This is a genomic window from Amycolatopsis palatopharyngis, assembly GCF_003385185.1.
Taxonomy (GTDB): domain Bacteria; phylum Actinomycetota; class Actinomycetes; order Mycobacteriales; family Pseudonocardiaceae; genus Amycolatopsis; species Amycolatopsis palatopharyngis.
In genome coordinates, this window is the sequence record NZ_PQHZ01000002.1 from 255863 (window position 1) to 277446 (window position 21584).

The 21584-nt window shown below is 67.9% G+C and carries 21 protein-coding genes; 10 read left to right on the top strand and 11 right to left on the bottom strand.

Annotated features, from left to right (window positions below):
* The first annotated feature begins 26 nt into the window (after positions 1 to 26).
* The 6 genes from fdh to D0C15_RS02545 are packed head-to-tail and all read left to right on the top strand — an operon-like array spanning position 27 to position 7933.
* Positions 27 to 3287 carry a formate dehydrogenase gene (gene fdh, locus D0C15_RS02520; protein WP_162829869.1) on the top strand — a complete coding sequence of 1087 codons (3261 nt, stop codon included), beginning with the start codon at positions 27 to 29 and terminating at the stop codon, positions 3285 to 3287.
* Positions 3288 to 3292: 5 nt separating this feature from the next.
* Positions 3293 to 4243 carry a 4Fe-4S dicluster domain-containing protein gene (locus D0C15_RS02525; RefSeq protein ID WP_116040696.1) on the top strand — a complete coding sequence of 317 codons (951 nt, stop codon included), beginning with the start codon at positions 3293 to 3295 and terminating at the stop codon, positions 4241 to 4243.
* Positions 4240 to 5169, top strand: a complete 930-nt coding sequence (nrfD, locus tag D0C15_RS02530) for an NrfD/PsrC family molybdoenzyme membrane anchor subunit (protein WP_245975516.1) — start codon at positions 4240 to 4242, stop codon at positions 5167 to 5169. The genes D0C15_RS02525 and nrfD overlap by 4 nt, the downstream gene beginning before the upstream one ends.
* A gap of 43 nt (positions 5170 to 5212) precedes the next feature.
* The gene (locus D0C15_RS02535; protein WP_116040602.1) at positions 5213 to 6139 is read left to right on the top strand and encodes a 1-phosphofructokinase family hexose kinase; all 927 of its coding nucleotides are present in this window, start codon (positions 5213 to 5215) and stop codon (positions 6137 to 6139) included.
* 25 nt (positions 6140 to 6164) lie between these two features.
* A complete protein-coding gene (gene surE / locus D0C15_RS02540) occupies positions 6165 to 6980 on the top strand; it encodes a 5'/3'-nucleotidase SurE (protein ID WP_116040601.1) in 816 nt (271 codons plus the stop codon).
* Complete coding sequence (locus tag D0C15_RS02545; protein ID WP_116040600.1) at positions 6959 to 7933, top strand: TIGR03557 family F420-dependent LLM class oxidoreductase; 975 nt, start codon at positions 6959 to 6961, stop codon at positions 7931 to 7933. The genes surE and D0C15_RS02545 overlap by 22 nt, the downstream gene beginning before the upstream one ends.
* 39 nt (positions 7934 to 7972) lie before the next feature.
* On the opposite strand, the gene D0C15_RS02550 is transcribed toward D0C15_RS02545, so the two are convergent.
* A complete protein-coding gene (locus D0C15_RS02550; protein ID WP_116040599.1) occupies positions 7973 to 8200 on the bottom strand; it encodes a DUF2795 domain-containing protein in 228 nt (75 codons plus the stop codon).
* A gap of 133 nt (positions 8201 to 8333) precedes the next feature.
* On the opposite strand from D0C15_RS02550, the gene D0C15_RS02555 reads away from it, so the two are divergent.
* On the top strand, positions 8334 to 8573 hold the full coding sequence (locus tag D0C15_RS02555; protein ID WP_116040598.1) for a hypothetical protein: 240 nt from the start codon (positions 8334 to 8336) through the stop codon (positions 8571 to 8573).
* A gap of 15 nt (positions 8574 to 8588) precedes the next feature.
* Positions 8589 to 9692, top strand: a complete 1104-nt coding sequence (locus tag D0C15_RS02560) for an AI-2E family transporter (protein WP_162829868.1) — start codon at positions 8589 to 8591, stop codon at positions 9690 to 9692.
* 121 nt (positions 9693 to 9813) lie between these two features.
* Here the strand turns inward: D0C15_RS02560 and D0C15_RS02565 are convergent, their stop codons facing one another.
* The 10 genes from D0C15_RS02565 to D0C15_RS02610 form a co-directional block, all read right to left on the bottom strand.
* Positions 9814 to 10752 carry a pyridoxal-phosphate dependent enzyme gene (locus D0C15_RS02565; RefSeq protein ID WP_116040596.1) on the bottom strand — a complete coding sequence of 313 codons (939 nt, stop codon included), beginning with the start codon at positions 10750 to 10752 and terminating at the stop codon, positions 9814 to 9816.
* Positions 10685 to 11758 (bottom strand): GHMP family kinase ATP-binding protein, encoded by a 1074-nt coding sequence (locus tag D0C15_RS02570; protein ID WP_245975515.1) that lies wholly within the window; start codon positions 11756 to 11758, stop codon positions 10685 to 10687. Before D0C15_RS02570 ends, D0C15_RS02565 begins: the two co-directional genes overlap by 68 nt.
* Before the next feature lie 2 nt (positions 11759 to 11760).
* Entirely contained in the window at positions 11761 to 13035 is a 1275-nt protein-coding gene (locus D0C15_RS02575; RefSeq protein ID WP_245975514.1) for an MFS transporter, read from the bottom strand.
* Positions 13032 to 13877: a Rossmann-like domain-containing protein gene (locus D0C15_RS02580; RefSeq protein WP_116040595.1), complete on the bottom strand. Its 846-nt coding sequence runs from the start codon at positions 13875 to 13877 to the stop codon at positions 13032 to 13034. The genes D0C15_RS02575 and D0C15_RS02580 overlap by 4 nt, the downstream gene beginning before the upstream one ends.
* Positions 13874 to 14614: a class I SAM-dependent methyltransferase gene (locus D0C15_RS33910; RefSeq protein WP_162829867.1), complete on the bottom strand. Its 741-nt coding sequence runs from the start codon at positions 14612 to 14614 to the stop codon at positions 13874 to 13876. Before D0C15_RS33910 ends, D0C15_RS02580 begins: the two co-directional genes overlap by 4 nt.
* A 45-nt stretch (positions 14615 to 14659) precedes the next feature.
* Positions 14660 to 15661 carry an ABC transporter substrate-binding protein gene (locus D0C15_RS02590; RefSeq protein WP_483964182.1) on the bottom strand — a complete coding sequence of 334 codons (1002 nt, stop codon included), beginning with the start codon at positions 15659 to 15661 and terminating at the stop codon, positions 14660 to 14662.
* A 26-nt stretch (positions 15662 to 15687) separates the two neighbouring features.
* A complete protein-coding gene (locus D0C15_RS02595) occupies positions 15688 to 16512 on the bottom strand; it encodes an ABC transporter ATP-binding protein (RefSeq protein ID WP_116040593.1) in 825 nt (274 codons plus the stop codon).
* Between the two features lies 1 nt (position 16513).
* Entirely contained in the window at positions 16514 to 17536 is a 1023-nt protein-coding gene (locus tag D0C15_RS02600; protein ID WP_425455355.1) for a FecCD family ABC transporter permease, read from the bottom strand.
* A gap of 209 nt (positions 17537 to 17745) precedes the next feature.
* Complete coding sequence (locus D0C15_RS02605; RefSeq protein WP_116040592.1) at positions 17746 to 18579, bottom strand: aldo/keto reductase; 834 nt, start codon at positions 18577 to 18579, stop codon at positions 17746 to 17748.
* Between the two features lie 110 nt (positions 18580 to 18689).
* Positions 18690 to 19967: a PucR family transcriptional regulator gene (locus D0C15_RS02610; protein ID WP_245975513.1), complete on the bottom strand. Its 1278-nt coding sequence runs from the start codon at positions 19965 to 19967 to the stop codon at positions 18690 to 18692.
* Positions 19968 to 20546: 579 nt separating this feature from the next.
* Here D0C15_RS02610 and D0C15_RS02615 point away from each other — a divergent pair.
* Both D0C15_RS02615 and D0C15_RS02620 read left to right on the top strand, forming a co-directional pair.
* On the top strand, positions 20547 to 21290 hold the full coding sequence (locus D0C15_RS02615) for a hypothetical protein (RefSeq protein WP_116040590.1): 744 nt from the start codon (positions 20547 to 20549) through the stop codon (positions 21288 to 21290).
* The coding region (locus D0C15_RS02620) for an ATP-binding cassette domain-containing protein (protein ID WP_116040589.1) at positions 21290 to 21584 on the top strand (295 nt) is incomplete at its 3' end. The genes D0C15_RS02615 and D0C15_RS02620, both read left to right, overlap by 1 nt.

A 21584-nucleotide genomic window follows, 5' to 3' on the forward strand; every position in this document is an offset into this window, starting at 1 on the left:
GGCGGGAACGGCGACCGGAAGCGGTGATGAGTGTGCGGCAGTGGATCGAGGGCTGGCCGGTGATCCGGCAGCTCACCGGCAAGGACCGGCTCGGTCTCGGCGCCGCGGCCAAGTCCGATGGGTCGCAGCACCTGCGGGCGCGAGTCGAGGACGCGGACAAGGTCGTCAAGTCGATCTGCCCGTACTGCGCGGTGGGTTGCGGACAGCGAATCTACGTCAAGGACGGCGAGGTCTCCCAGATCGAGGGCGATCCCGACTCGCCGATCTCCCGCGGCAGGCTGTGCCCGAAGGGTGCGGCGAGCAAACAGCTCGTGACCAGTCCAAGCCGTGTCGACCGCGTCCTGTACCGGCGTCCCTACGCTCGCGACTGGGAGTCGCTGTCGCTCGACGATGCGATGGAGATGATCGCCGACAGGGTCCTCGCCACGCGCAGGGAGACCTGGCAGGACACCGACGAGCACGGGGTTCGGCTCAACCGCACCGAGGGCTTCGCGAGTCTGGGCGGGGCCACGCTGGACAACGAAGAGAACTACCTGATGAAGAAGCTGTACACGGCGCTCGGCGCGGTACAGATCGAGAATCAGGCCCGTATTTGACACTCCTCCACGGTTCCCGGTCTGGGGACCTCCTTCGGTCGCGGCGGCGCCACGACGTTCCAGCAGGACCTCGCGAACTCCGACTGCATCGTCATCCAGGGTTCGAACATGGCCGAGTGTCATCCGGTCGGCTTCCAATGGGTGATGGAGGCGAAGAAGCGCGGGGCGAAGATCATCCACGTCGATCCGCGGTTCACCAGGACCAGTGCGCTCGCCGACTCGCATGTGGCGCTGCGCGCGGGCAGTGACATCGCCTTCCTCGGCGGCCTGATCAACCACGTACTGCAGAACGGCCTCGAGTTCCGCGACTACATCGTGGCCTACACCAACGCAGGGGCGATCCTGCGCGAGGACTTCGCCGACACAGAGGACCTCGACGGGCTGTTCTCCGGCTACGACCCTGAGGGCCGCCAGTACGACGTGGCCAGCTGGTCCTACGAAGGTGCGGAGGTCGCGCCCGCGGCGGGTAAGCGGGAGGCCTGGATCCCGGCCGAGGAGGAGATGCGGCGCGACCAGCAGCAACAGGGTGGCGGCCAGCAGCACAAGCAGACCGCGCACGGGGACAGCTACGGCAGTGGCGGTGCGAGCGTGGGCGCCAAGCCGAAGATCGACCCGACGCTGGAACACCCACGTTGCGTCTACCAGGTGCTCAAGCGCCACTTCGCCCGCTACACCCCGGAGGTGGTCGCCGACGTCTGTGGCGTTCCCGTCGAGCAGTTCCTCGACGTCGCCGAGGCGGTTACGGCGAACTCGGGGCGCGAGCGGACCACGGCGTGGGTGTACTCCGTCGGCTGGACACAGCACACGGTCGGCGTGCAGTACATCCGGACCGCGTCGATCCTGCAGGCGCTGCTCGGCAACATGGGCAGGCCTGGCGGCGGAATCCTGGCCCTGCGCGGGCACGCCAGCATTCAGGGCTCCACCGACATCCCGACGCTGTTCAACATCCTGCCCGGCTACATCCCGATGCCCCACGCCAAGGCGGAGCTGGACATCGACTCGTTCGTCGGTTCCGACGCGGGCAAAACCGGCTTCTGGGGCAATATGAAGTCCTATGTGGTCAGCCTGCTCAAGGCTTACTGGGGTGAGCACGCGACAGCGGACAACGACTTCCGCTTCGACCACCTGCCCCGGATAACCGGCGACCACGGGACGTACCAGACCGTCTACAACCAGCTCAAGGGCGAGTGCAAGGGCTACTTTCTCGTCGGGGAGAACCCTGCCGTCGGGTCGGCCAACGGCAAGTTGCAGCGGCTCGGTATGGCCAATTTGGACTGGCTGGTGGTCCGGGACCTGCAAATGATCGAGAGCGCGACGTTCTGGAAGGACGGACCGGAGATCGAGACCGGCGAGCTGCGGACCGAGGAAATCGGTACCGAGGTCTTCTTCCTGCCCGCCGCGTCGCACACCGAGAAGGACGGAACCTTCACCAACACGCAACGACTGCTGCAATGGCACCACAAGGCGGTGGAACCTTCCGGGGACGCGCGCAGCGAACTGTGGTTCTACTACCACCTCGGCCGGATGATCCGGGAGAAGCTGCGGACGAGTACTGATCCGCGCGACCTGCCGGTGCAGGAACTCACCTGGTCCTACCCGACGGAGGGAGAGATCGCCGAGCCGAGCGCGGAATCGGTGCTGGCCGAGATCAACGGCAGTGGCCCCAATGGGCCGTTGTCCGGGTATCCGGAACTGAAGGAGGACGGTTCGACCTCCTGCGGTTGCTGGATCTATTGCGGGGTGTATGCCGACGGCCACAACCACGCGGCGAATAGGCGACCTGGGGACGAACAGAGCTGGGTGGCCTCCGGCTGGGGCTGGGCATGGCCTGCCAACCGCAGGATCCTGTACAATCGCGCCTCCGCCGACCCGGAAGGCAGACCGTGGAGCGAGCGCAAGCGTTACGTCTGGTGGGACGCGGAACAGGGTAAGTGGGTCGGTGCGGACGTGCCCGACTTCGAGGCCACCAAGTCCCCGGACTACGAACCACCGGAGGACGCCAAGGCACAGCACGCACTGTCGGGGACCGAGCCGTTCATCATGCAGACCGACGGCCGGGCCTGGCTGTTCGCGCCTGCCGGACTCGCTGACGGTCCGCTGCCCACCCACTACGAGCCGTTCGAGTCGCCGTTCGACAACCCGCTGTACGGCCAGCAGGAGAACCCCGCCCGTCAGGTTTTCGGTGGCCCGCACAACCGGTACAACCCGGCGCGCAGCGAGGTGTATCCGTACGTGTTCACCACCTACCGGCTCACCGAGCATCACACCGCGGGCGGAATGAGCCGGAGCCTGGCCTATTTGTCCGAACTGCAACCCGAGTTCTTTTGCGAGGTTTCTCCGGAACTCGCGACGGAACGCGGTCTCGAACATCTCGGCTGGGCCACGATCGTCTCGGCACGTGCGGCGATCGAGGCCAGAGTGCTCGTGACCGAGCGGATGAAACCGCTGCGGGTGCGCGGCCGGACCATGCACCAGGTGGGCCTTCCGTATCACTGGGGCCAGAACGGACTGTCCACAGGAGATTCGGCGAACGACCTGCTCTCCGTGGTGCTCGATCCGAACGTGCACATCCAGGAGGCGAAGGCCGCCACATGTGACATCCGGCCGGGCAGGCGACCCCGTGGCCCGGCCCTGCCGGACCTGGTGCACGAGTACCAGCGTCGGGCGGGAACCGAAGGGAGCGAGACGTGACCGAGATGGGCTACGCGAACCCGCAACCTCGTATGGGGTTCTTCACCGACACCTCGGTGTGTATCGGTTGCAAGGCCTGTGAGGTCGCCTGCAAGGAGTGGAACCTGGTGCCCGCCGACGGCCCGGGGGACATGGACCTGCTCGGCACCTCGTACGACAACACCGGCGATCTCGGCGCCAACAGCTGGCGGCATGTGGCCTTCATCGAGCAACGGGTGCCCGCCCGGTCGATGCACGACGACATGGACGTGCTGGCCGCCGCGAGTGTGGGCACCGCCGATCCCGGCACCGGCGCGCCGTCGTCGAGCACAGCGGAGAGCGTGCGCGGCGACGATCTCGGCATGCCGACGATCGGTGCTCCCCGGCAGGACGTCGTCGATGCCGACTCCGGAGTTCGCTGGCTGATGTCCTCGGACGTCTGTAAGCACTGCACCAGTGCCGCCTGCCTCGACGTCTGCCCGACAGGCTCGCTGTTCCGCACCGAGTTCGGCACGGTGGTGGTGCAGGAGGACATCTGCAACGGTTGCGGTTACTGCGTTCCCGCCTGTCCCTACGGGGTGATCGAGAAGCGGGAGAGCGATGGCAGGGCGTTCAAGTGCACACTGTGCTATGACCGGCTCGGCGCGGGTATGGAACCCGCCTGCGCCAAGGCATGTCCCACCGATTCCATCCAGTTCGGGGAGCTGGACGAACTGCGGGAGCGGGCCGCGCAGCGGCAACGAACGCTGCACGACGCCGGGGTCAGTGAGGCCCGGCTGTACGGGCACGACCCGGACGACGGGGTCGGCGGTGACGGCGCGTTCTTCCTGCTGCTCGACGAGCCCGAGGTGTACGGACTCCCACCGGACCCGGTGGTGACCACAAGGGATCTGCCTGCCATGTGGAAGGGAGCCGCCGCCACCGCACTCGGGGTCGCGGCCGCCGTCGTGGCGTCGTTCCTCGGGGCCGGCCGGTGAGCCCGCGGCGCGAGCGGGAGATGGCCGAGCCCGCGGAGTTCCGTTCGTACTACGGCAAACCGATCCTCAAGGAACCTGCGTGGAAGCAGCCTGACGTTCCACTGTACCTCTTCCTCGGCGGCGTGGCCGGTGCCTCCGCATCGATGGCCATCGTCGCGCGACCCGCAGGCCACGCGAATCTGGCCAGGGTGGCCACGGTGGCGGCGGGTGCCACATCGGTGGCCAGCGTGGCAGCGCTGATCCACGACCTGGGCAGGCCCGAACGTTTTCTGAACATGTTGCGCGTGTTCAAACCGACCTCACCGCTTTCGGTGGGGTCGTGGATACTCGCGCCGTTCTCCGGACTGGCCAGCGCTGCCGCGCTGAGCACGATCACCGGCCGCCTGCCCAGGCTCGGAGCGCTCGCGGGCGTGAGCGCCGGCCTGCTCGGCCCGGCGATGTGCACCTACACGGCCGTGCTGCTCGCCGACACCGCGACGCCGGCCTGGCACGAGGGACACCGGCAGCTGCCCGTGCTGTTCGCCGGAAGTGCGTTGACCGGGGGAGCGGGTGTGGCGCTGCTCGCCGTCACTCCAGCGGAGGCAGTACCGGCGCGCAGGCTCGGGCTTGTGGGTGCGGCGGCGGAACTCGTCGCCTCGTCCCGGCTGGAGCACGGGCTCGGTGTCGTATCCGAGCCCTACCGCACGGGCAGGGCGGGGGCCTTGCTCAAGGCGAGTAAGGCGTTGACGGTGGCGGGCGCGGCACTGTCCGTGTTCGGCAGGCGCAACCGGATCGCCTCAGCGATCGCGGGATCGGCGTACCTCGCCGCGGGTTTGTGCACCAGGTTCGGTGTCTACTCGGCCGGGGTCGAGTCCACCAAGGACCCGAAGTACGTGGTCGTGCCGCAGCGTGAGCGCATGGCGCGGAAGGCGAACGCCAGTACGTAGAACGCGATGACTAGCCAGGGCGATCTGTGGGTATGCGGTCGTCATGGACGGACGTGTCATGGTGTTCGCGCCCTCGCCTCTGCTGACCGTGACCGTGGAGGATCTCGGCGGCGCGCCGGATCTGCACCTGCACGCGGGTGGCCAGGGGGTATGGCAGGCACGGATGATCGCCTCGCTCGGGGTCCCGGTGGCGTTGTGCGCCGCACTGGGCGGTGAGGTGGGGCAGGTGCTGCGGCACCTGCTGGACGAAAGCGGTATCGAGCACGTCCAGGAGCCGGTCACGGCACGCAACGGGGCTTACGTGCACGACCGGCGGGGGGTCGAACGGCAGGAGATAGCCGACATTCCAGGTGATCCGCTCTCCAGGCACGAACTGGACGCGGTGTACGAAACCGCGCTGTTGCAGGGCATCAAGAGCACGGTCTCCATCCTCAGTGGTCCTTCGGATCGCCGCACTGTGCCCGCGGAGGTGTACCGGCGGCTGGCCGCGGACCTCAGATCCAACGGCTGCGTCGTCGTCGCGGACCTCGCGGGGGAGCGGCTCAACGCGGTGCTCGAGGGCGGCCTCGAGCTGGTCAAGGTGAGTCATGAGGAACTGCTGGACGACGGCAGGGCCGAGTCCGACGACGCGGAATCACTGGTCCGCGGAATGCGCACCCTGCGGGAGGAGGGCGCGGAGACGGTCGTGCTGTCCAGGGCGGGCGAACCCGCGCTGATTCTGGCCGGGGACGAGGTGTGGGAGGCGCATATGCCCCGGCTGCACCCGGTGGATCCCCGTGGTGCGGGGGATTCGATGACCGGGGCCATAGCGGCCGAATTGGCCGTCGGTACGTCGTTGCAGGACGCGATCAAGGTGGGTGCCGCGGCGGGCGCACTCAACGTCACCAGGCACGGCCTCGGGTCGAGCAGCGGCGAAGGTGTGCGTGACCTCGCGGATCTTGTGGATCTGCGCACCTGGGCCGGGCCGTGACAGCACCACCGTGAGGAGGATGCCGATGGGGCACGGGCCTCGAACCCTGATCACCAACGACGACGGGATCGCGTCGCCGGGACTGGCCGCGCTGGCCGTGGCCGCCGTCCGCGCCGGCTTCGACGTCGTGATCGCCGCGCCGCACAAGGAGGCCAGTGGTGCCAGTGCCGGGCTGACCGTGGTGGCCGAGTCAGGCAGGGAGGTGGTGCGTGAGGAACACGTGGCGGGGCTGCCGGAGGTTCCGTGTTTCAGCGTTTCCGCGCATCCCGCGTTCATCACCCTCGCCGCGTTGGAGGGCACCTTCGGCGATCCGCCCGAACTGGTGCTGTCCGGTGTGAACCGGGGACTCAACGTGGGCCGTGCGGTGATCCACTCAGGCACCGTGGGTGCCGTGCTCACCGCCGCGGTCAACGGAGTGAGCGGGCTGGCCGTGTCGCTGACGGTCGAGAACGCGGACCACGTGCGCTGGGCGATCGCCGATCCAGTCATCCACGCCGCGTTGCCGCTGATCCGGGATGCTCCTGCCGGTTCGACGCTCAACGTCAACGTTCCCGACGTTCCGGCGGCCGAACTCGGCCCGCTGACCAGGGCGACGTTGTCGAAGGCGGGGGCGGTGCAGACCCGGCTGAAGCAACGCGACGGCCAGGAAGAGGTCCTCAGCACCTTCGTCGGGGGCGAAGCGGAACCGGGAACGGATGCCTACCTCCTCGACCGCGGGTGCCCGACGATCACCGCACTACAGCCGGTTTCCGGTTCCACACAACCGGAACTGCCAGAGCAAGTACCGCTGTCCGGCAGTCTCGAACAGGAGGGATCGCAATGCGTTTCGGGTACACCTTGATGACCGAGCAGGCAGGGCCGAAGGAGCTGGTCCGATTCGCGATCGACGCCGAGGACGTGGGCTTCGACTTCGAAGTGAGCAGTGACCACACCTCGCCCTGGCTCGTGGAACAGGGCCATTCCCCGTACGCGTGGAGTGTGCTCGGCGCCGCGGCTTGGGCCACCGAGCGGGTCGAGCTGATGAGCTACGTGACCTGTCCGACGATGCGCTACCACCCGGCGGTCATCGCCCAGAAGGCCGCGACGACGCAACTGCTCTCCGACGGGCGGTTCACCCTCGGGCTCGGTGCGGGGGAGAATCTCAACGAGCACGTGGTCGGGCAGGGTTGGCCGGCGGTCAACGTGCGGCACGACATGCTGGCCGAAGCCATCCAGGTGATCCACGGCCTGTTCGACGGCGGTTACGTCAACTACGCGGGCGAACACTTCCGGGTCGACTCGGCGAAACTCTGGGACCTGCCCGAAGTCAGGACGCCGATCGGCGTCGCCGTGTCCGGCGGGCAGTCGGTGCAGCGGTTCGCGCCGGTCGCCGACGCGATGATCGCGGTCCAGCCGGAGAAGCAGCTGTGCGAGGAATGGGACGCACACCGGGTCGCCGAGCAGGGCCCATCGCGCAAGATCGGCCAGCTGCCGGTGAGCTGGGGAACCGACCGGGAGGCCGCGATCGAGCGCGCCCACGAGCAGTTCCGCTGGTTCGCAGGCGGCTGGAAGGTCAACTCGGAACTGCCGGGACCAAGCGGTTTCGCGGCGGCCACGCAGTTCGTCACCAAGGACGATGTCGCGAAGGCCATTCCCTGCGGCCCGGACGTCGATCCGATCGTCGAGAAGGTGCGGGCCTTCGCCGACGCGGGATTCACCGACCTGGCTCTCGTGCAGATCGGCGGCGACCAGCAGGACGGATTCCTGGACTTCGCCAGGGACAGCCTGCTACCTGCGCTCAGGTCCAGCTTCTGAGTCCGTTGCCGCGGTGGGCGGACCGGGGTCTGCCGGGAATCAGACCTCGGTCCTCCGGGCGGGGGCGCTGTCGTGCGTCGTGCGCTCCAGCGCGGCGTGGATGTCGGCGAGATCGGCGTAGGTGTTCTCCGGCAGCACCGACAACCTGCCGAGGACCTCATCATCCGCACCCTGGGCGGCGGCGTGCCGGATCAGCGCCTGGCGTTCGCACGGGAACACCATGCCGGTCAGCGCCGCGTCGATCCGGTCCTGCGCGAAATCCCTCATGCCGCCCGGCTACCCGGATCGGCAGCACACAAACCCAGGCATGGGCAAGTGACAGCGTCGAGATTCACCCGGCCGATGATCGGGTAGTCCCGACGACAGGAAGCACGGCCGAACCGACCGGGGAGTTGACACGATGACGACCGCCATCTGGATGTGGCATCACGAGGGCACCCGCTATGCCATCGAGCCCTGCAACCGGGGCGGCTATGACACCGTCGTCGAGTACGGGCTGGAGAACCGGCCAGACCGTGAGCACTGGGCCAATGTGCAGGAGGCGCGGGATCGCGTTCGCGGCCGGGTCGCCGAGTTGGCCGACAGTGGTGACGAGGGCGCGAAGGCCGCACTGGCCGAGCTCGACCAGTTGATCTCCTAGATCGGCGGTACGGACGTGCTCGATCATCCGGCGTTGCGCCGCGTCGGCGCGCACTCGTGGGCAGCGCTCGGCATCGTCGGAATCGCCGTGGTGGCCTGGTTCGTGCTGTCGCGGCTGTCGATCGTCGTGGTCCCGCTGCTGCTGGCCTTGTTCCCCGCCGCGGCGTTGAGCCCCGCGGCGGAATGGTTGAAGTCGCACGGAGTCCCCCGCGCACTGTCCGCGCTCCTGGTGGTGCTCGGGGGCTTCGCCGTGCTGTCCGGCATCTTCGCGGCGATCGTTCCCCCGTTCATCGCGCAGGCGCCGGGACTGGCGGATTCCGTCGGGCAGGCATTCGTCCGGCTGGAGCCCACCGTCCAGAAGCTGCCCGGCGTCGGTTCGGACACCTCGCTGGCGGAACTGGCGGAACAGGTGATGGGCAGCTGGAGCGGGCTCGCGGCCGGTGTGGGCCGGGACCTGCTCAACGTGCTCACCGGGCTCGTGCTCCTGATCGTGGCGCTCTTCTTCTACCTGTACGACGGTGGCCGGATGGTGCACGGGATCCTGCGGCTCGCGCCGCGGCAGCACCGCGGGATCGCCCGGGAGGTCGCCGAGCGGCTCTGGGCGACCATTGGCGGATTCCTGCGAGGACAGACCATCGTGGCCCTGATCGACGCGGTGCTGATCGGTCTCGGTCTGGCGCTGCTACAGGTTCCACTGGCCCTGCCGCTGGCGGTGCTCGTGTTCTTCGGCGCGTACCTGCCGTTCATCGGCGCGGTGCTCACCGGCCTGCTGGCGACCCTGGTCGCACTCGCGGACAGCGGTCCGGCACTGGCACTGGCCACGCTCGGCATCGTCGTGGCCGTGCAGCAGGTGGAGGGCAACCTCATCGAGCCCGCCGTGATGGGCCGGGTGGTCAGGCTGCCGCCGTTCGCGGTGATCGTCGCGATCAGTGCGGGCGCGACGCTGCTCGGTGTGCTCGGCGCGTTCCTCGCGGTCCCGGCCACGGCGGCCGCGGTACAGATGGCGGAAATCGCCCGCGAACGCATCAACCACACCGACCCCGACCCCGACCCCGACCCCGGCACCGGCACCGACACCGGTACCGACGAAGGGGAGGCTCCGAACCCGTCCCCGGCCTGAGTGGGAGTTCCCCAATGTGGCTTTCGGGAACTCCAACGTCCCGAATGCCGCATTGGGGAACTTCAACGTCCCGAATGCCGCATTGGGGAACTTGAGCGTCCCGAATGCCACATTGGGGACATCACACCGGTTGGGTGAGGGTGGCGGTGGCGGGGGGTGCCGCGCCGTTCCAGGTCATCCTGGACCAGGGGAGTGCCAGCTCTTCCACGGCGGACACCTGGTGCGGCCGCAACGCCGCGAGGTGCGGTGCCTCCTCGTGCCTGCCGAACACCGAGTCGACATATCGGTGCCCGGTGTCGGCCGCGACGAACAGTACTGTTCGTTCCGGGTCGTCGCGGCGTTCCCACCTGGCGGCGAGGTACGCGGCGCCACTGGACAGGCCAGCGAAGATCGCGTGTTCACGTAACAGGGCGATGCTGCCCGCGAGTGCCGCGTCGAAGGATGTCCAGTGGATGACGTCGTACAACTCGTGTGCCACGTTGCCGAACGGGATCGAACTGCCGATCCCCGCGATGATGATCTCGGGGTCGTCGACGTGCTCACTGCCGAAGGTGACGCTGCCGAAGGGCTGGACGCCGACCAGCCGGACGCCGGGGTCGTGCCTGCGCAGGAATGTCGCCAGCGCCCCGGTCGACGCGCCGGAGCCGACGCCGCCGACCACGGTCAGTCCGCACTGCCCGATCTGCTGCCGGATCAGGTCGGCCACGGCCTCGTACCCTCGATAGTGGACACTGTCGTGATACTGGCGCATCCAGTGGAAGGACGGATTCTCCCGCAGGATCTCCTGGATCCGTCCGACCCGCCTGCGCTGATCGTGCTTGAGGTCGCGGGAGGGCTCCATCTGGTCCAGTGTCGCGCCGAGGATCGCCAGCTGTGTCCGCAGTGCCGCGTCGACAGTGGTGGACCCGACGATATGGCAATGCAGGCCGTAACGGTGACACGCCAGAGCGAGGGCGTAGGCGTAGATTCCGCTGGAGCTGTCCAGCAGCGTGTCACCGGGACGAACCACGCCCCGGTCGAGCAGGTGCCGTACCGCGCCCAGCGCCGAGACCACCTTCATCGTCTCGAACCGCAGGCAGACGAGCCGTTCGCCGGCGCGCACCAGATCCGGCAGGCCGATCGAATCCGCGATGTGGTCGTACACGCGCACATTTCCTTTCGCTGACACCGCTGTCGAAGATCCGGGTTACCGTGATTCCGTTGTCGCGCAGTGCGTGTACACATTCGCGCAGCCGGCGGGACAGCCGTGGCAGGTACGGGTCGAACAGCAGTCCCGCCACATTGCCGCTGTGCGCGACCTGCATGCCCGCCGCCCCGGACGCGTCCGCGATCGCGGTCAGGATCTCGAACTCCGCCTTCGGTAGCACCCGTTGGTTGAGCCGGGCACTCTCGGTGCTGACTCGCCCGAGCGCCGCGACGTCGGAGTCGGCGATGGCTTGCCGCAGCGCGATCCTGAGCCTCTCGAACGCGACGAGATCCGCACCGTCGAAGTCGGGAGCGGGTAGTGCCAGGGTGTCGACGGCATCGCCGCACCCCGTGGTGCACCCGACGACGAGCGCCGAGGGCAGTGCCTCGCCGAGCACCTCGATCACCCGCCCCTCCCGCTGCGCGAACAACAACGGCTCGTCCGGCAACATCAGGGGGTCGGACGCCTGCTCGGCTCGCACGGCGAGTGCGGCGATGACCGCGGGCGCGAGCCGGACGCCGAAGCTCGAAGCCACCGCCCGGACCGCGGCGAGGATGTCGCTGGTGGAGGAACCCATCCCCAGGCCGATCGGAATCTCGCTGCGCAGCCGCAGGTGCCCGCCGCTGGGTGGGTGCGGTCCGAGCGTGCCGCACAGTTCGACGGCGAGGGTGGCAGCAAGCGACGCCTTGGTCCTGCCGGCCGGTGTCACCGTCACCGTTCGCGGTGACGTGCCCGGCTCGCGGAGAAACTCGGCGTGTGTGCCGAGTGCGCTCAGCGGCAGCGTGACGAGTCCACGGCAGAGCGACCCGTTCTCGTCGCGAAAAACGCCCTGCAGGATCTCGCCGTGATGACAGTGCGCGAATCCTTTGCCCCGTACCACGGTCAGCTCCCCGGGTTCGTGCTCGCCGGTGTGGAACCCGTGCGGGACACGGTGAGCGCGGCGACGAGCGCGATGAGGGTGAGGCCTGCGAAGACCACCGCGGCGCCAGGATACCCCGCGGCCGCGAGGCCGACCACGCCGAGGCCGGCACCGGCGAAGACACCCAGACTCATTCCGGCCGCGTTCACGCTGAGCGCCGAACCGCGCAGCGAGCCACATCGCCGGACCAGGAGGCTCACCACGCAGGCGGCCACGGTGGCGTGGCTCAGCCCAAGCACGGCGGTGAGTGCCAGTGCCACGGGTAGTGCGGGCGAGAAATAGAAGCCGATCATCGCGACGAGGGCGACCAGAAGGCCGATCACCAGCACCCGCTCCACCCTGTCGCCGGAGCCCGCGGCATTGATCAGTCTTCCCACAAGGAGATTGCCCAGGAAGAACGCGGCTCCCGACAGTGTCCACACCAGCGCGAAGATCTCGGGCGCAAGCGCGAACCGCTCGTCGTAGAACGCCGCCAGGTATGCCAGGTAGCCCATGAACGCGGCCGTTCGCAGAGCCGCGACCAGGACAAGTGCCACCGCTCCACGGACAGCGGCCAGCGCGCGGAAGGAGGCCAGGTAGCCGAGCCGTGGTCGCTCGGACGCTTCCGCGGGCTGGGCACGCCGCCTGCTCAGCAGGATGACCGCCAGCAGCACGGCGATACCGCCCACCGCGAGCAGATCACCCTGCCATCCCCACAGCAGCGCGGGCAGTGCCAGCAACGGTGCCGCGAGCATCGCCGTCAGCGACTGTGTCGCGGTCACCAGGGTCGCCGCCCTGCCCGCGGCGGGTCCCGAGCCGTAGTGGTCGGCGGCGGCGGTACCCAGCGCCGGGTTGAGCACGGCCGTCGCGGCACCGATCAGCAGGCAGAACGCAGCCAGCGCCACGAGGTCGCCCAGCGCGCCGAGTGTCGAGGACACACCGAGCAGGACCAGCCCACCCGCTGCCGTCCATTCCCTTGGCAGCCTGTCGATCAGCGGGGCCAGCGCGGTACCCACGACCAATGCGGCCAGCCCACCAAGGCCCCGCAGACTGCCCATGGTGGCCACGCTGGTGCCCGCACCTTCGGCGATCGGCACCAGGAAGGTACTGAACACCGTGAACGGCACAAGGCCGACAGCGGAGGCGAGGAGCACCGGCCACAGCTCCACCGTCATCCGCAGATCTCCGGGAATCGGCTCCCGCACCGCGGGCTCCTTGTCGGTGTCGCCCTCCGCGGCGGCGGGTCGTGCGCCACTCACCGCCGGACCACCTCCCCTGGTGCCTCACGGTAGCGGTACAGCGTCGTCGGGTCGGCGCTGAACTGGGAGAACGGGAACGGCTCCGCGGACACGGCGGTCACGCCGGATCCGAGGAACGCGCGTGCGATCGCGCTGCCGGTCTGTGCGTAGACGATCAGGGCGATCCCGCGTTCGACGCACCGGTGCAGGATCTCGTCGAAGCTGCCATTGCTCAACGTCATCCCGGTGGCGACGATCGCGTCGGCTTCGTCGAGCACCTCGGTCATCGAGTCGGTGACCACGTCGCCCCACTGGGTACTGCGCAGGTTGAGATCGCAGGGCAGACATTCCCCTCCGCGCTCCCGGATCGCGGCGACCAGCGGGTTGACCACTCCGATGAGTCCGACCCGTGCCCCGGGGCCGATGTCGAGCAGTCCCGCGATTGCCGCGTCCCGTGCCTTTGCCCGTACCAGTGGATCCCCCGCGGGCAACTGGACCGTTTCCGCGCGGGAGTCGGCCTGGTGTGGCCGCACCTCGGCGAGGTATGCGTCCAGCGCCGCGATCCGCAACGCCGCAGGCCCCTGTTCGATGAGTGTCGCGAGTGGACTTCCGGAGGCGGCGCCGCAGATCGCCGGGTCCAGTTCGCCTTCCTCGAATGCGCAAGCTCCGAAGGAGCGCCCGGAGCGGACGAGCACGTAACGGTTGCGGTAGGTGGTGTCGCCTCCCGCGAGGCGAGTGCCATGGTGCAGCCAGAAGACGCTGGTTCCGACAAGACCGGCAGGCGCGGGGCCCTCCGATCCGGCGAGTACACGGTCGGCAAGGTCGGCGACGGTGTGGGGTGGTGTGGTCGATCGTGTGCTCATGCCCGCGCTTCCTGTCGCAACCGGAACACGTAGGTCCGCACGGCGTCGTCCCATTCGTGCAGGTGGTGCACCTCCGGACGCAGACCGTGTGCCATCGCGGCTCGCGCGATTCCGCGCAGGTCCGCGGTGTTGGAGGCGACCACGAACACCTCCGCGCCGGGCGCGAGCAGGTTCCTGCCGGTCAGTTGTTCGAAGAACGTGATGAGCAATGGGGTACCGACGCATACGTTGCGCACGATGTCAGGGTCTTCGCTGACCGGCTGGCTCACGGCGGGCGGATTGAAGGTGACGACGTCCAGCTTCACCCCGTCGGGAAAACCGTCGAACACGTCGGCGACGACCGGGACGAATCTGGTTCCTGCGCGCCGCCCGACCAGCCGTTCGTAGTGCCGTCGCGTCGTTTCGACACTGCCGGGATGCACGTCGATGGCGTACACCTCGCGCGCACCGCGCAAGCCTGCGACGACGGCCTCTACCCCGAGACCGGCACCCATCGCGGCGTACACCTTGTCCCGCACTTCGATCGTGCCGTCGAGCAGTCGCTCATGGATCATCCGGCTGGTGGCTCCGGGGAGGAAGACGCCGGGCGGCACCTCGAAGTCCCAGCCGTTCCACTGATAGTCACGGTAGGTGTGCAGATCCACCTTCGGTTGGTTGAGGGCGATGATCTGCGGGACGGGTAGCGGGCCGGGCAGCTGCTCCAGCAGCTCGCGTCCGGTCGCCGTCGGCTGTGCCATGGTTCCTCTCTTCTCGTCCTCGGGACAGGGGATGGGCGGGATCGGTCAGCGACCGATGGAGCGGAGGTATTTCGCGAACTGTTCCGCGCCCTCGATGTTGCGCGGCCCGCTCACCGCCTGCCCGTAATCCAGGACATAAAAATGTCCATTTCGGACCGCGGGGCTCGAGGCCAGTGAGGGGGAGGACTTCAGGAACTCGATCTTGTCCTCGACCGGCTGGTCGCCGTAGTCGACGACAGCGATGACCTCGGGAGCGGCATCGACCACGGGCTCCCAGCTGACCGTGGTCCAGCGTTGCGGCAGCTCGGTGAAGATGTTGCGGCCGCCGGCGAGGGAGACGAGCGCGTCGGGAGCGCCCTGCCCGCCTGAGGTGAACGGCTGGTCGGTGCCGGAGTCGTAGATGAAAACCCTGGCAGGTGTGCCCTCGGGCCGATTGGCGCGCAGCACGTCCGCCCGCTCACGCAGGTCCGCGACCAGCTGCCGCGCCCGGTCCTCGACCCGGAAGATCTGGCCGATCTGGGTCAGGTCGGTGTAGAGCGCCTCCAGCGGCGGAACCCGCACCGGGTTGTCGCCGTAGTTGAAGCAGCTCTCGGTGTGCTGGTAGCTCTGGATACCGACCTCGTTCAGCAGCTGCGGCGTGATGCCGCGGGCTTCGCTGAATCCGGAGTTCCAGCCTGCCAGCACCCAGTCGGCCTCCGCGTCGACCACCACCTCTCTGCTGAGCACGTCGGTGCTCAGTGTCTCGACGGCGCGGTAGTCCGCGGCCCACGGGGATCTGGCGACGGCCGGGTCCGCTGTGGACGGCATCACGATGCCGCGCATACGGTCAGCGAGTCCCAGCGCGAACATCTTCTCCGTGCTGCTCATGTCGTAGGCCACCGCTCGCTGCGGCACCGGGTAGGTGATGCTCTGTCCGCAGTTGTCGATCGTGACGGGGGCGGGCCCCTCGGCGGAACGCTCGGCGACCTCGGCCCCGCAGGCCGTGGCCAGCAGGCAGGCCACCAGCGTGGGCACGGCGAGGAATCGATGTCCGGACAACCTGTACACAGGCGCATCCCTTCTTGGTGTGTAGGTCATGACTCGATTGAGGTCGTGCGGGCGAGTTCGCTGGACAGTGCACTGCTGCCGGCCGGGCCGCCGACGTCGAAGAGCAGTTGAGGCACCCCGGTGCGGGGATGCGGCACGATCGAGGGCGTCACCCCGAACACCTGGCGGATCAGGCCGGGTTCGAGCACGTCGGCGGGCGTACCCGTCGCGACGAGCCGCCCCTGGCGCAGTACCGCGAGCCGATCGCAGGTCGAGGCCGCGAGGTTCAGGTCGTGCAGGGCCACCACGACCGTGAGTCCGCACTCGCGCAGGAACGTCAGGAGTTGCACCTGGTGGTGCACGTCGAGGTGGTTGGTCGGTTCGTCCAGCACCAGCAACCGGGGTTCCTGGACGAGTGCCCTGGCGATCAGGACGCGCTGCCGTTCGCCACCGGAGAGCGAGAGCATGCCCCGATCGGCGAGGTGGGTCACCTCGGTGCGCAGCATGGCTCGGTGACACAGTTCCAGTTCGGACTCGCTGAGTGCCTGGTTGCCACGCAGGTGCGGAAACCGGCCGAGCGCGACGACTTCCGCGACGGTGAAGTCGAGTTCGGTGTGGCTCTCCTGGGTGAGTGCGGCGACGGACTGCGCGGTCGTGCGCAAGGACTGCGTCGCGATGTCATCGCCGTCCAGCCGGACAACGCCGGTGGTCGGGCTCAGGGCGCGGTAGATACAACGCAGCGCAGTGGACTTGCCGCTGCCGTTCGGACCGACGAGCCCGAGGATCTCGCCGCTGCCCACGGTGAGCTCCAGTGCCCGGATCAGGGTCGCATCGGCGATCTCGACGGAGATCGCCTCGAGGTCGAGACGCATCTCAGCGACCTCCGAAGAGGTAGCCGCGCCGCCGCATCAGCGTGACGAACACCGGAACGCCGATCAGCGCGGTGATCACGCCGAGCGGTAGCTCCCTGGGGGCGACCAGCGTCCGCGAGATGAGGTCCACCCAAACCAGGAGGATGGCGCCGGCCAGCGGTGCGATCGTGAGCACCCTGGCGTGACCTGCGCCGACCAGAATGCGCACGAGGTGCGGCATCACCAGGCCGACGAAACCGATCGCGCCGCTGACCGCGACCAGTGCTCCGGTGGTGATCGCGGTGAGCAGGAACAGTGACCGCCGCAGCGATGTGGTGTCCACACCGAGACTCGCGGCGGTCTCGTCGCCCATCGCCAGCACGTCCAGGGAACGACTGCGGCGGAGCAGGAGCACCACGGTTGCGAGCACCACGACCGCCGCGACGGGCAACGAACCCCAGGTGGCGCCGCCGAGGCTGCCGAGCAGCCAGAACAACACGGTGCGAGCGGCCTCGCCGAACGGGGCGAAGAACACGATCACGCTCATCACGGCCTGAAACCCGTAGGCAAGCGCGACGCCGGTGAGGACGAGCCGCAGTGGACTGAGTCCGGCCCTGCTGTGCGCTGCGAGGTAGACCAGCGCCGAGGCGAGCAGCGCGCCAAGGAAGGCCGCGGCGGAGAGCGCGTACACACCGAGGCCCGCGAACAGTCCGAAGGAGACCACGGCACTCGCTCCGACGGAGGCGCCGGAGGAGACGCCGAGGATGAACGGATCCGCCAGTGCGTTTCGCACCATCGCCTGCACGACCACACCGATGGCGCTCAGACCCGCGCCGACCACGACCGCCAGCAGTACGCGAGGTGTGCGCACCTGCCAGATGATCGAGTAGCCGGTGATGTCGTTCGCGTCGAGCTTGCCGCCGGTGAGGGCGGAGGCGAGGTAGCGCAGGGTGTCCGGTAGCCCGACGACCGTCGGTCCGAGCGCGATCGCGATCACCACGGACACGACCAGCACCGCCGAGAGCGCCAGGACCGTCACCGTCAGGCCGGTCCGGGTGTCCACCGCGTACGAGGTCTGCCTGGCCTGCGTGGTGGTCACTCGGCCTCCCGTCTTCCGCTGCTGTCGCCCTATCGGATGACCAGGATTATGTTAATGACATTCATTGTCAAATATCCGAAGCCGCATGCGTTCCCTGTGTGGGCACAAAAAGCGGGGCAGGGCCGGATGGCCCTGCCCCGCCGCGTTCGGTCGGCTCAGACGACGTTGAACTCGTCCGGGTTGGGACCAACCCGCTTGCCCTGGTCCAGTTCGGACAGTGCGGCCAGGTCGCCCTCGTTGAGGGTGAAGTCGAACACCGCGAAGTTCTCCCTGATCCGGGACGGGGTGACGGACTTCGGGATGACGACGTTGCCGAGCTGCAGGTGCCAGCGCAGGATCACCTGCGCGGCGGAGCGCTCGTGCTTGTCCGCGAGTGCGCGGACGGTCTCGTTGCCGAGCAGGTCGCCGCCCTGCGCCAGCGGGCTCCAGGCCTCTGTCGCGATGCCGTGCTTGGCATGGAATTCCCGCAGTTCGGCCTGCTGCAGGAAGGGGTGCAGCTCGATCTGGTTCACGGCCGGGACGACCCCGGTTTCGGTGATGATCCGGTCCAGGTGTGCGGGCTGAAAGTTGGACACCCCGATGGCCCTGATGCGGCCGTCGGCGTGGAGCTTGCCGAACGCCTTCCAGGTGTCCACGTAGCGGTCACGTTCGGGGGTCGGCCAGTGGATCAGGTAGAGATCCAGCGTCTCGAGCCCGAGCTTGTCCAGGCTGGCGTCGAATGCGCGCAGCGTGCTGTCGTAGCCCTGCTCGCTGTTCCACAGCTTGCTGGTGACGAACAGTTCTTCCCGGGAAAGGCCGGAGTCGGCGATCGCCGCCCCCACTCCCGCCTCGTTGCCGTAGATCGCGGCGGTGTCGATGCTGCGGTAGCCCGCCTGTAGTGCGGAGGTGACCGCTGCGGTGGTCTCCTTGTCCGGGATCTGGAAGACGCCGAAGCCGAGCTGCGGCATGGCAACGCCGTTGTTCAGTGTGACGTCGGGAACGCCGGTCATATGGTGATGGTCCCTTCCGGGTGGGAACGGTAGTCCGCACGTGATAGTTGCATGCGCCTTATACAACTATACGCCCAATACATCACCTCGCAATGATGCATAATCGCAGCTCAGCGCGCCGTACTCCGAGCCTCAGGCGAGCTTTCCGCCATCGTCCGCAGTAACCGTTGTGCCCGCAACGCGAGGTGCATACTCAGCCGGTCGTCCGCGTCGTCAAGGCGGTCACCGAAGAGGTCCTTGAGCTGGTGCATCCGGGATCGCACCGTCTGCGGATGCACCTGCAGACGCCTGGCGATCTCCGGCGCGCCCCCGCGGGTTTCCAGCCAGGCGAGCAGTGTGTCACCGAGTCGCTCACGCTGCTTCTCGGTGAGCGCGTCGAGGGGATCGAGGCTGCGCTTCGCGACCTCGGCGGGGAAGAAGTCCTCCGCGAGGATCCAGAGCGTCGCGAGATGATCCTGGCACCAGATGACCGGAGCCGTCTCGGTGGCCGCGCCGCCGAGCAGACGCAGTGCGCGCCGTGCGGTTCGCAGCGCGGAGGGGGATTCGGCGAGTGGCACGGGCGGCGATACCGCCGCATGCCAGCCGGTGACCCTGCCATCGCTCAATGCGGCGAGGTCCCGTTGCGGATCGGTGGTGAGCAGGATCGGCTCCATCGAGTCGGTATCGCTCAGCACGTCCTCGAGGTGCTCGAGCCAGGCCAGGTCACCGCTGCCGTTCGTGCGTCGCAGGACCACGACCGTTGCGAGCTCCGGCAGTGACCAGCCCGCCGCGCAGGCCAGGCCCTGCATGGTCAGTGGTGCGGTGACGGTCCCGGCGAGAATGAGTTCCAGCAACTGTCTTCGGCTGTGTTCACCGGCTCCGGACGCCTCGGCCTGAGCCGCGTGGTAGCCCTCCAGCGCCGTCGCCGAGAGTTCGTCGACGAAGGCGAGGATGCCCTCGGCGCAGACGGAGACCAGGTCCGGCGCCTTCTCCATGATCTGCGGAGTGATCAGGGCGGAGATGTAGCGCCATGCGGCACGGCCACCCACCCTGGCCGCCGCCTGCAGCGCGTCCATGTTGTGCCGGTGGTGGAACTCGAACCGTCCCCTGGCGCGGAAGAACTCAACCCACCTGCCGTTCCCGACGCTGGGGTTGCCGAGACAGTCGAGGCAGTGCAGTACCGCCTGCTCCACTCCCTCGACCAGCGTCCTGCCGAAGGTGCCACGCAGTGGTTGCGCGTAGGCGGGCACCGACTGCTGGATCTCCTGGATGATCGCCGCGGAGATGCGGCCAGCATGCGGGCGCAGGAACGTGGCAACGTCCGGTGGCAGCGAGCTGAGCAGCCTGGCACTGCGGAACTCCTCGCCGACGTGCTCGGTGGCGGGTTTCGCCTCGCCGTATCCGGACACACGATCACCTCCCCTGCCTGGGCAACGACCTCGTGCTGTTCCGGCCGCTATCGCGCTTGCTGGCCCTACGGGCGGGTAACCTACGCCTTCGTAACCTGCGGCGGAACCGACGAGAGTAGGAGGGTTTCGACCACCTCGAGCGGGCGGCGTCTCCGGCCGAGGACGGGTGGCTCGGGGCCGGGCCTCGTTGACAGGAAGATGTCGAAACGTTCTCCCGTTACGCGCACCGGCGCCTTTTTGTATCGCTGATGGCCGAATCTGTTTCCCCGTCTTGTCATCGGTGTGACAATTGCCGTCCGCTATGCGCCTGGCGCCGATTAAGTCGGTGATATGCCGCGGTGAACTCGGCGACGAAGGTCGCTTGCGGGGTCCGGGCTGTTGTGCCGGTAGTGGTTTCCGTTGCCGTCGTGCTGCTGCGGATAACAAAAAACGCATTTGCGCCAGGAATTCCTCGGCCGCTCGTGGCCGCTTCTTGTGTGACCAGTTGGTGATCAGTAACGTACCGCTCGGTAACGAATTCGCCGCCAATCATGGCCGCGGTCGAAACAATTCCTATTTCCCCAGGGCAGGTATCGGCAGATGAAGCCACGTCGATCGGGCATCGCGCCCCGAGCGCTCGCCGTCGCTCTCGTCATCGGGGTGACCGGGGCCATGCTGAGCTCTGGGTCCGCTGCTGCCGGGATCGAGGCACGGCAGGCCGCCGCGTCCGCATCGACGATGCCGTCCCCTGGTGCCACGGACGCGCCCGATGGAGACGGCATCGTCGCCGGTTACTGGGTGGACTCGGTCACCCGTATCGCGAAACTGGGCTCCACCCTCACGGTTCCCCGTGGCCGCTTCGACGCGCTCGTCGAGACGACGGGAACCCTGCGGGGAAACCTGTCGCTTCCACCCGCGAAGGGATACTTCGTCACCTTCGGCATCATGCCGGTGACCAGCAGGGTGGAGCTCATTCCTGACGGTGTGGCCACGGGCACCGTGCAGATCGTGCCGGGCGAACATGGTCTCGCAGCGAACGCCGACGTCACCGCGAAGGTGTTCGTCGCACTCAGGGACCTCGAAGTGGACGGTGTTCCGCTGGATGCCGGACCGCATTGCCGCACGAGGATTCCGGCGTCCATCCGGATCAAGGGCCTCCTCGGACTGACCCCCGAGGCGCCGCCGACCGAGGTGATCTCCACCTTCGATCTGCCCTCGTTCGACGGCTGTGGTGTGCGGGAGGACCTGGACCGTCTGCTCAGCGGACTCGTCTCCGGACCAGGCAACGAGCTCCGCACGACGCTGAGCATCCGGTGCATCACCAGAGAAGTCTGTGAGGCGTGATGGGCGTGGAGGTCGAAGTACAGGGCTTGACCAAGTCCTTCGGTAAGCAGGCGATCTGGCGGGACGTGACGCTGAACCTGCCTCCGGGTGAGGTGTCGGTGATGCTGGGTCCGTCGGGAACGGGAAAGTCTGTCTTTCTGAAGTCGATGATCGGTCTGCTCAAGCCCGATCGGGGCCGTTGTGTGATCAACGGTGTGGACATCGTCACTTGTTCGGAGAGCAAGCTGTATGAGACCCGGAAGTTGTTCGGGGTGCTGTTTCAGGACGGCGCGTTGTTCGGGTCGATGAATTTGT

Coding starts and splice junctions, on each gene's coding strand:
- D0C15_RS02525 (WP_116040696.1), top strand. CDS start 3,293: ATGGGCTACGCGAACCCGCAACCTCGTATGGGGTTCTTCACCGACACC.
- D0C15_RS02535 (WP_116040602.1), top strand. CDS start 5,213: ATGGACGGACGTGTCATGGTGTTCGCGCCCTCGCCTCTGCTGACCGTG.
- surE (WP_116040601.1), top strand. CDS start 6,165: ATGGGGCACGGGCCTCGAACCCTGATCACCAACGACGACGGGATCGCG.
- D0C15_RS02545 (WP_116040600.1), top strand. CDS start 6,959: ATGCGTTTCGGGTACACCTTGATGACCGAGCAGGCAGGGCCGAAGGAG.
- D0C15_RS02550 (WP_116040599.1), bottom strand. CDS start 8,200: ATGAGGGATTTCGCGCAGGACCGGATCGACGCGGCGCTGACCGGCATG.
- D0C15_RS02555 (WP_116040598.1), top strand. CDS start 8,334: ATGACGACCGCCATCTGGATGTGGCATCACGAGGGCACCCGCTATGCC.
- D0C15_RS02565 (WP_116040596.1), bottom strand. CDS start 10,752: ATGAAGGTGGTCTCGGCGCTGGGCGCGGTACGGCACCTGCTCGACCGG.
- D0C15_RS02580 (WP_116040595.1), bottom strand. CDS start 13,877: ATGAGCACACGATCGACCACACCACCCCACACCGTCGCCGACCTTGCC.
- D0C15_RS33910 (WP_162829867.1), bottom strand. CDS start 14,614: ATGGCACAGCCGACGGCGACCGGACGCGAGCTGCTGGAGCAGCTGCCC.
- D0C15_RS02595 (WP_116040593.1), bottom strand. CDS start 16,512: ATGCGTCTCGACCTCGAGGCGATCTCCGTCGAGATCGCCGATGCGACC.
- D0C15_RS02605 (WP_116040592.1), bottom strand. CDS start 18,579: ATGACCGGCGTTCCCGACGTCACACTGAACAACGGCGTTGCCATGCCG.
- D0C15_RS02615 (WP_116040590.1), top strand. CDS start 20,547: ATGAAGCCACGTCGATCGGGCATCGCGCCCCGAGCGCTCGCCGTCGCT.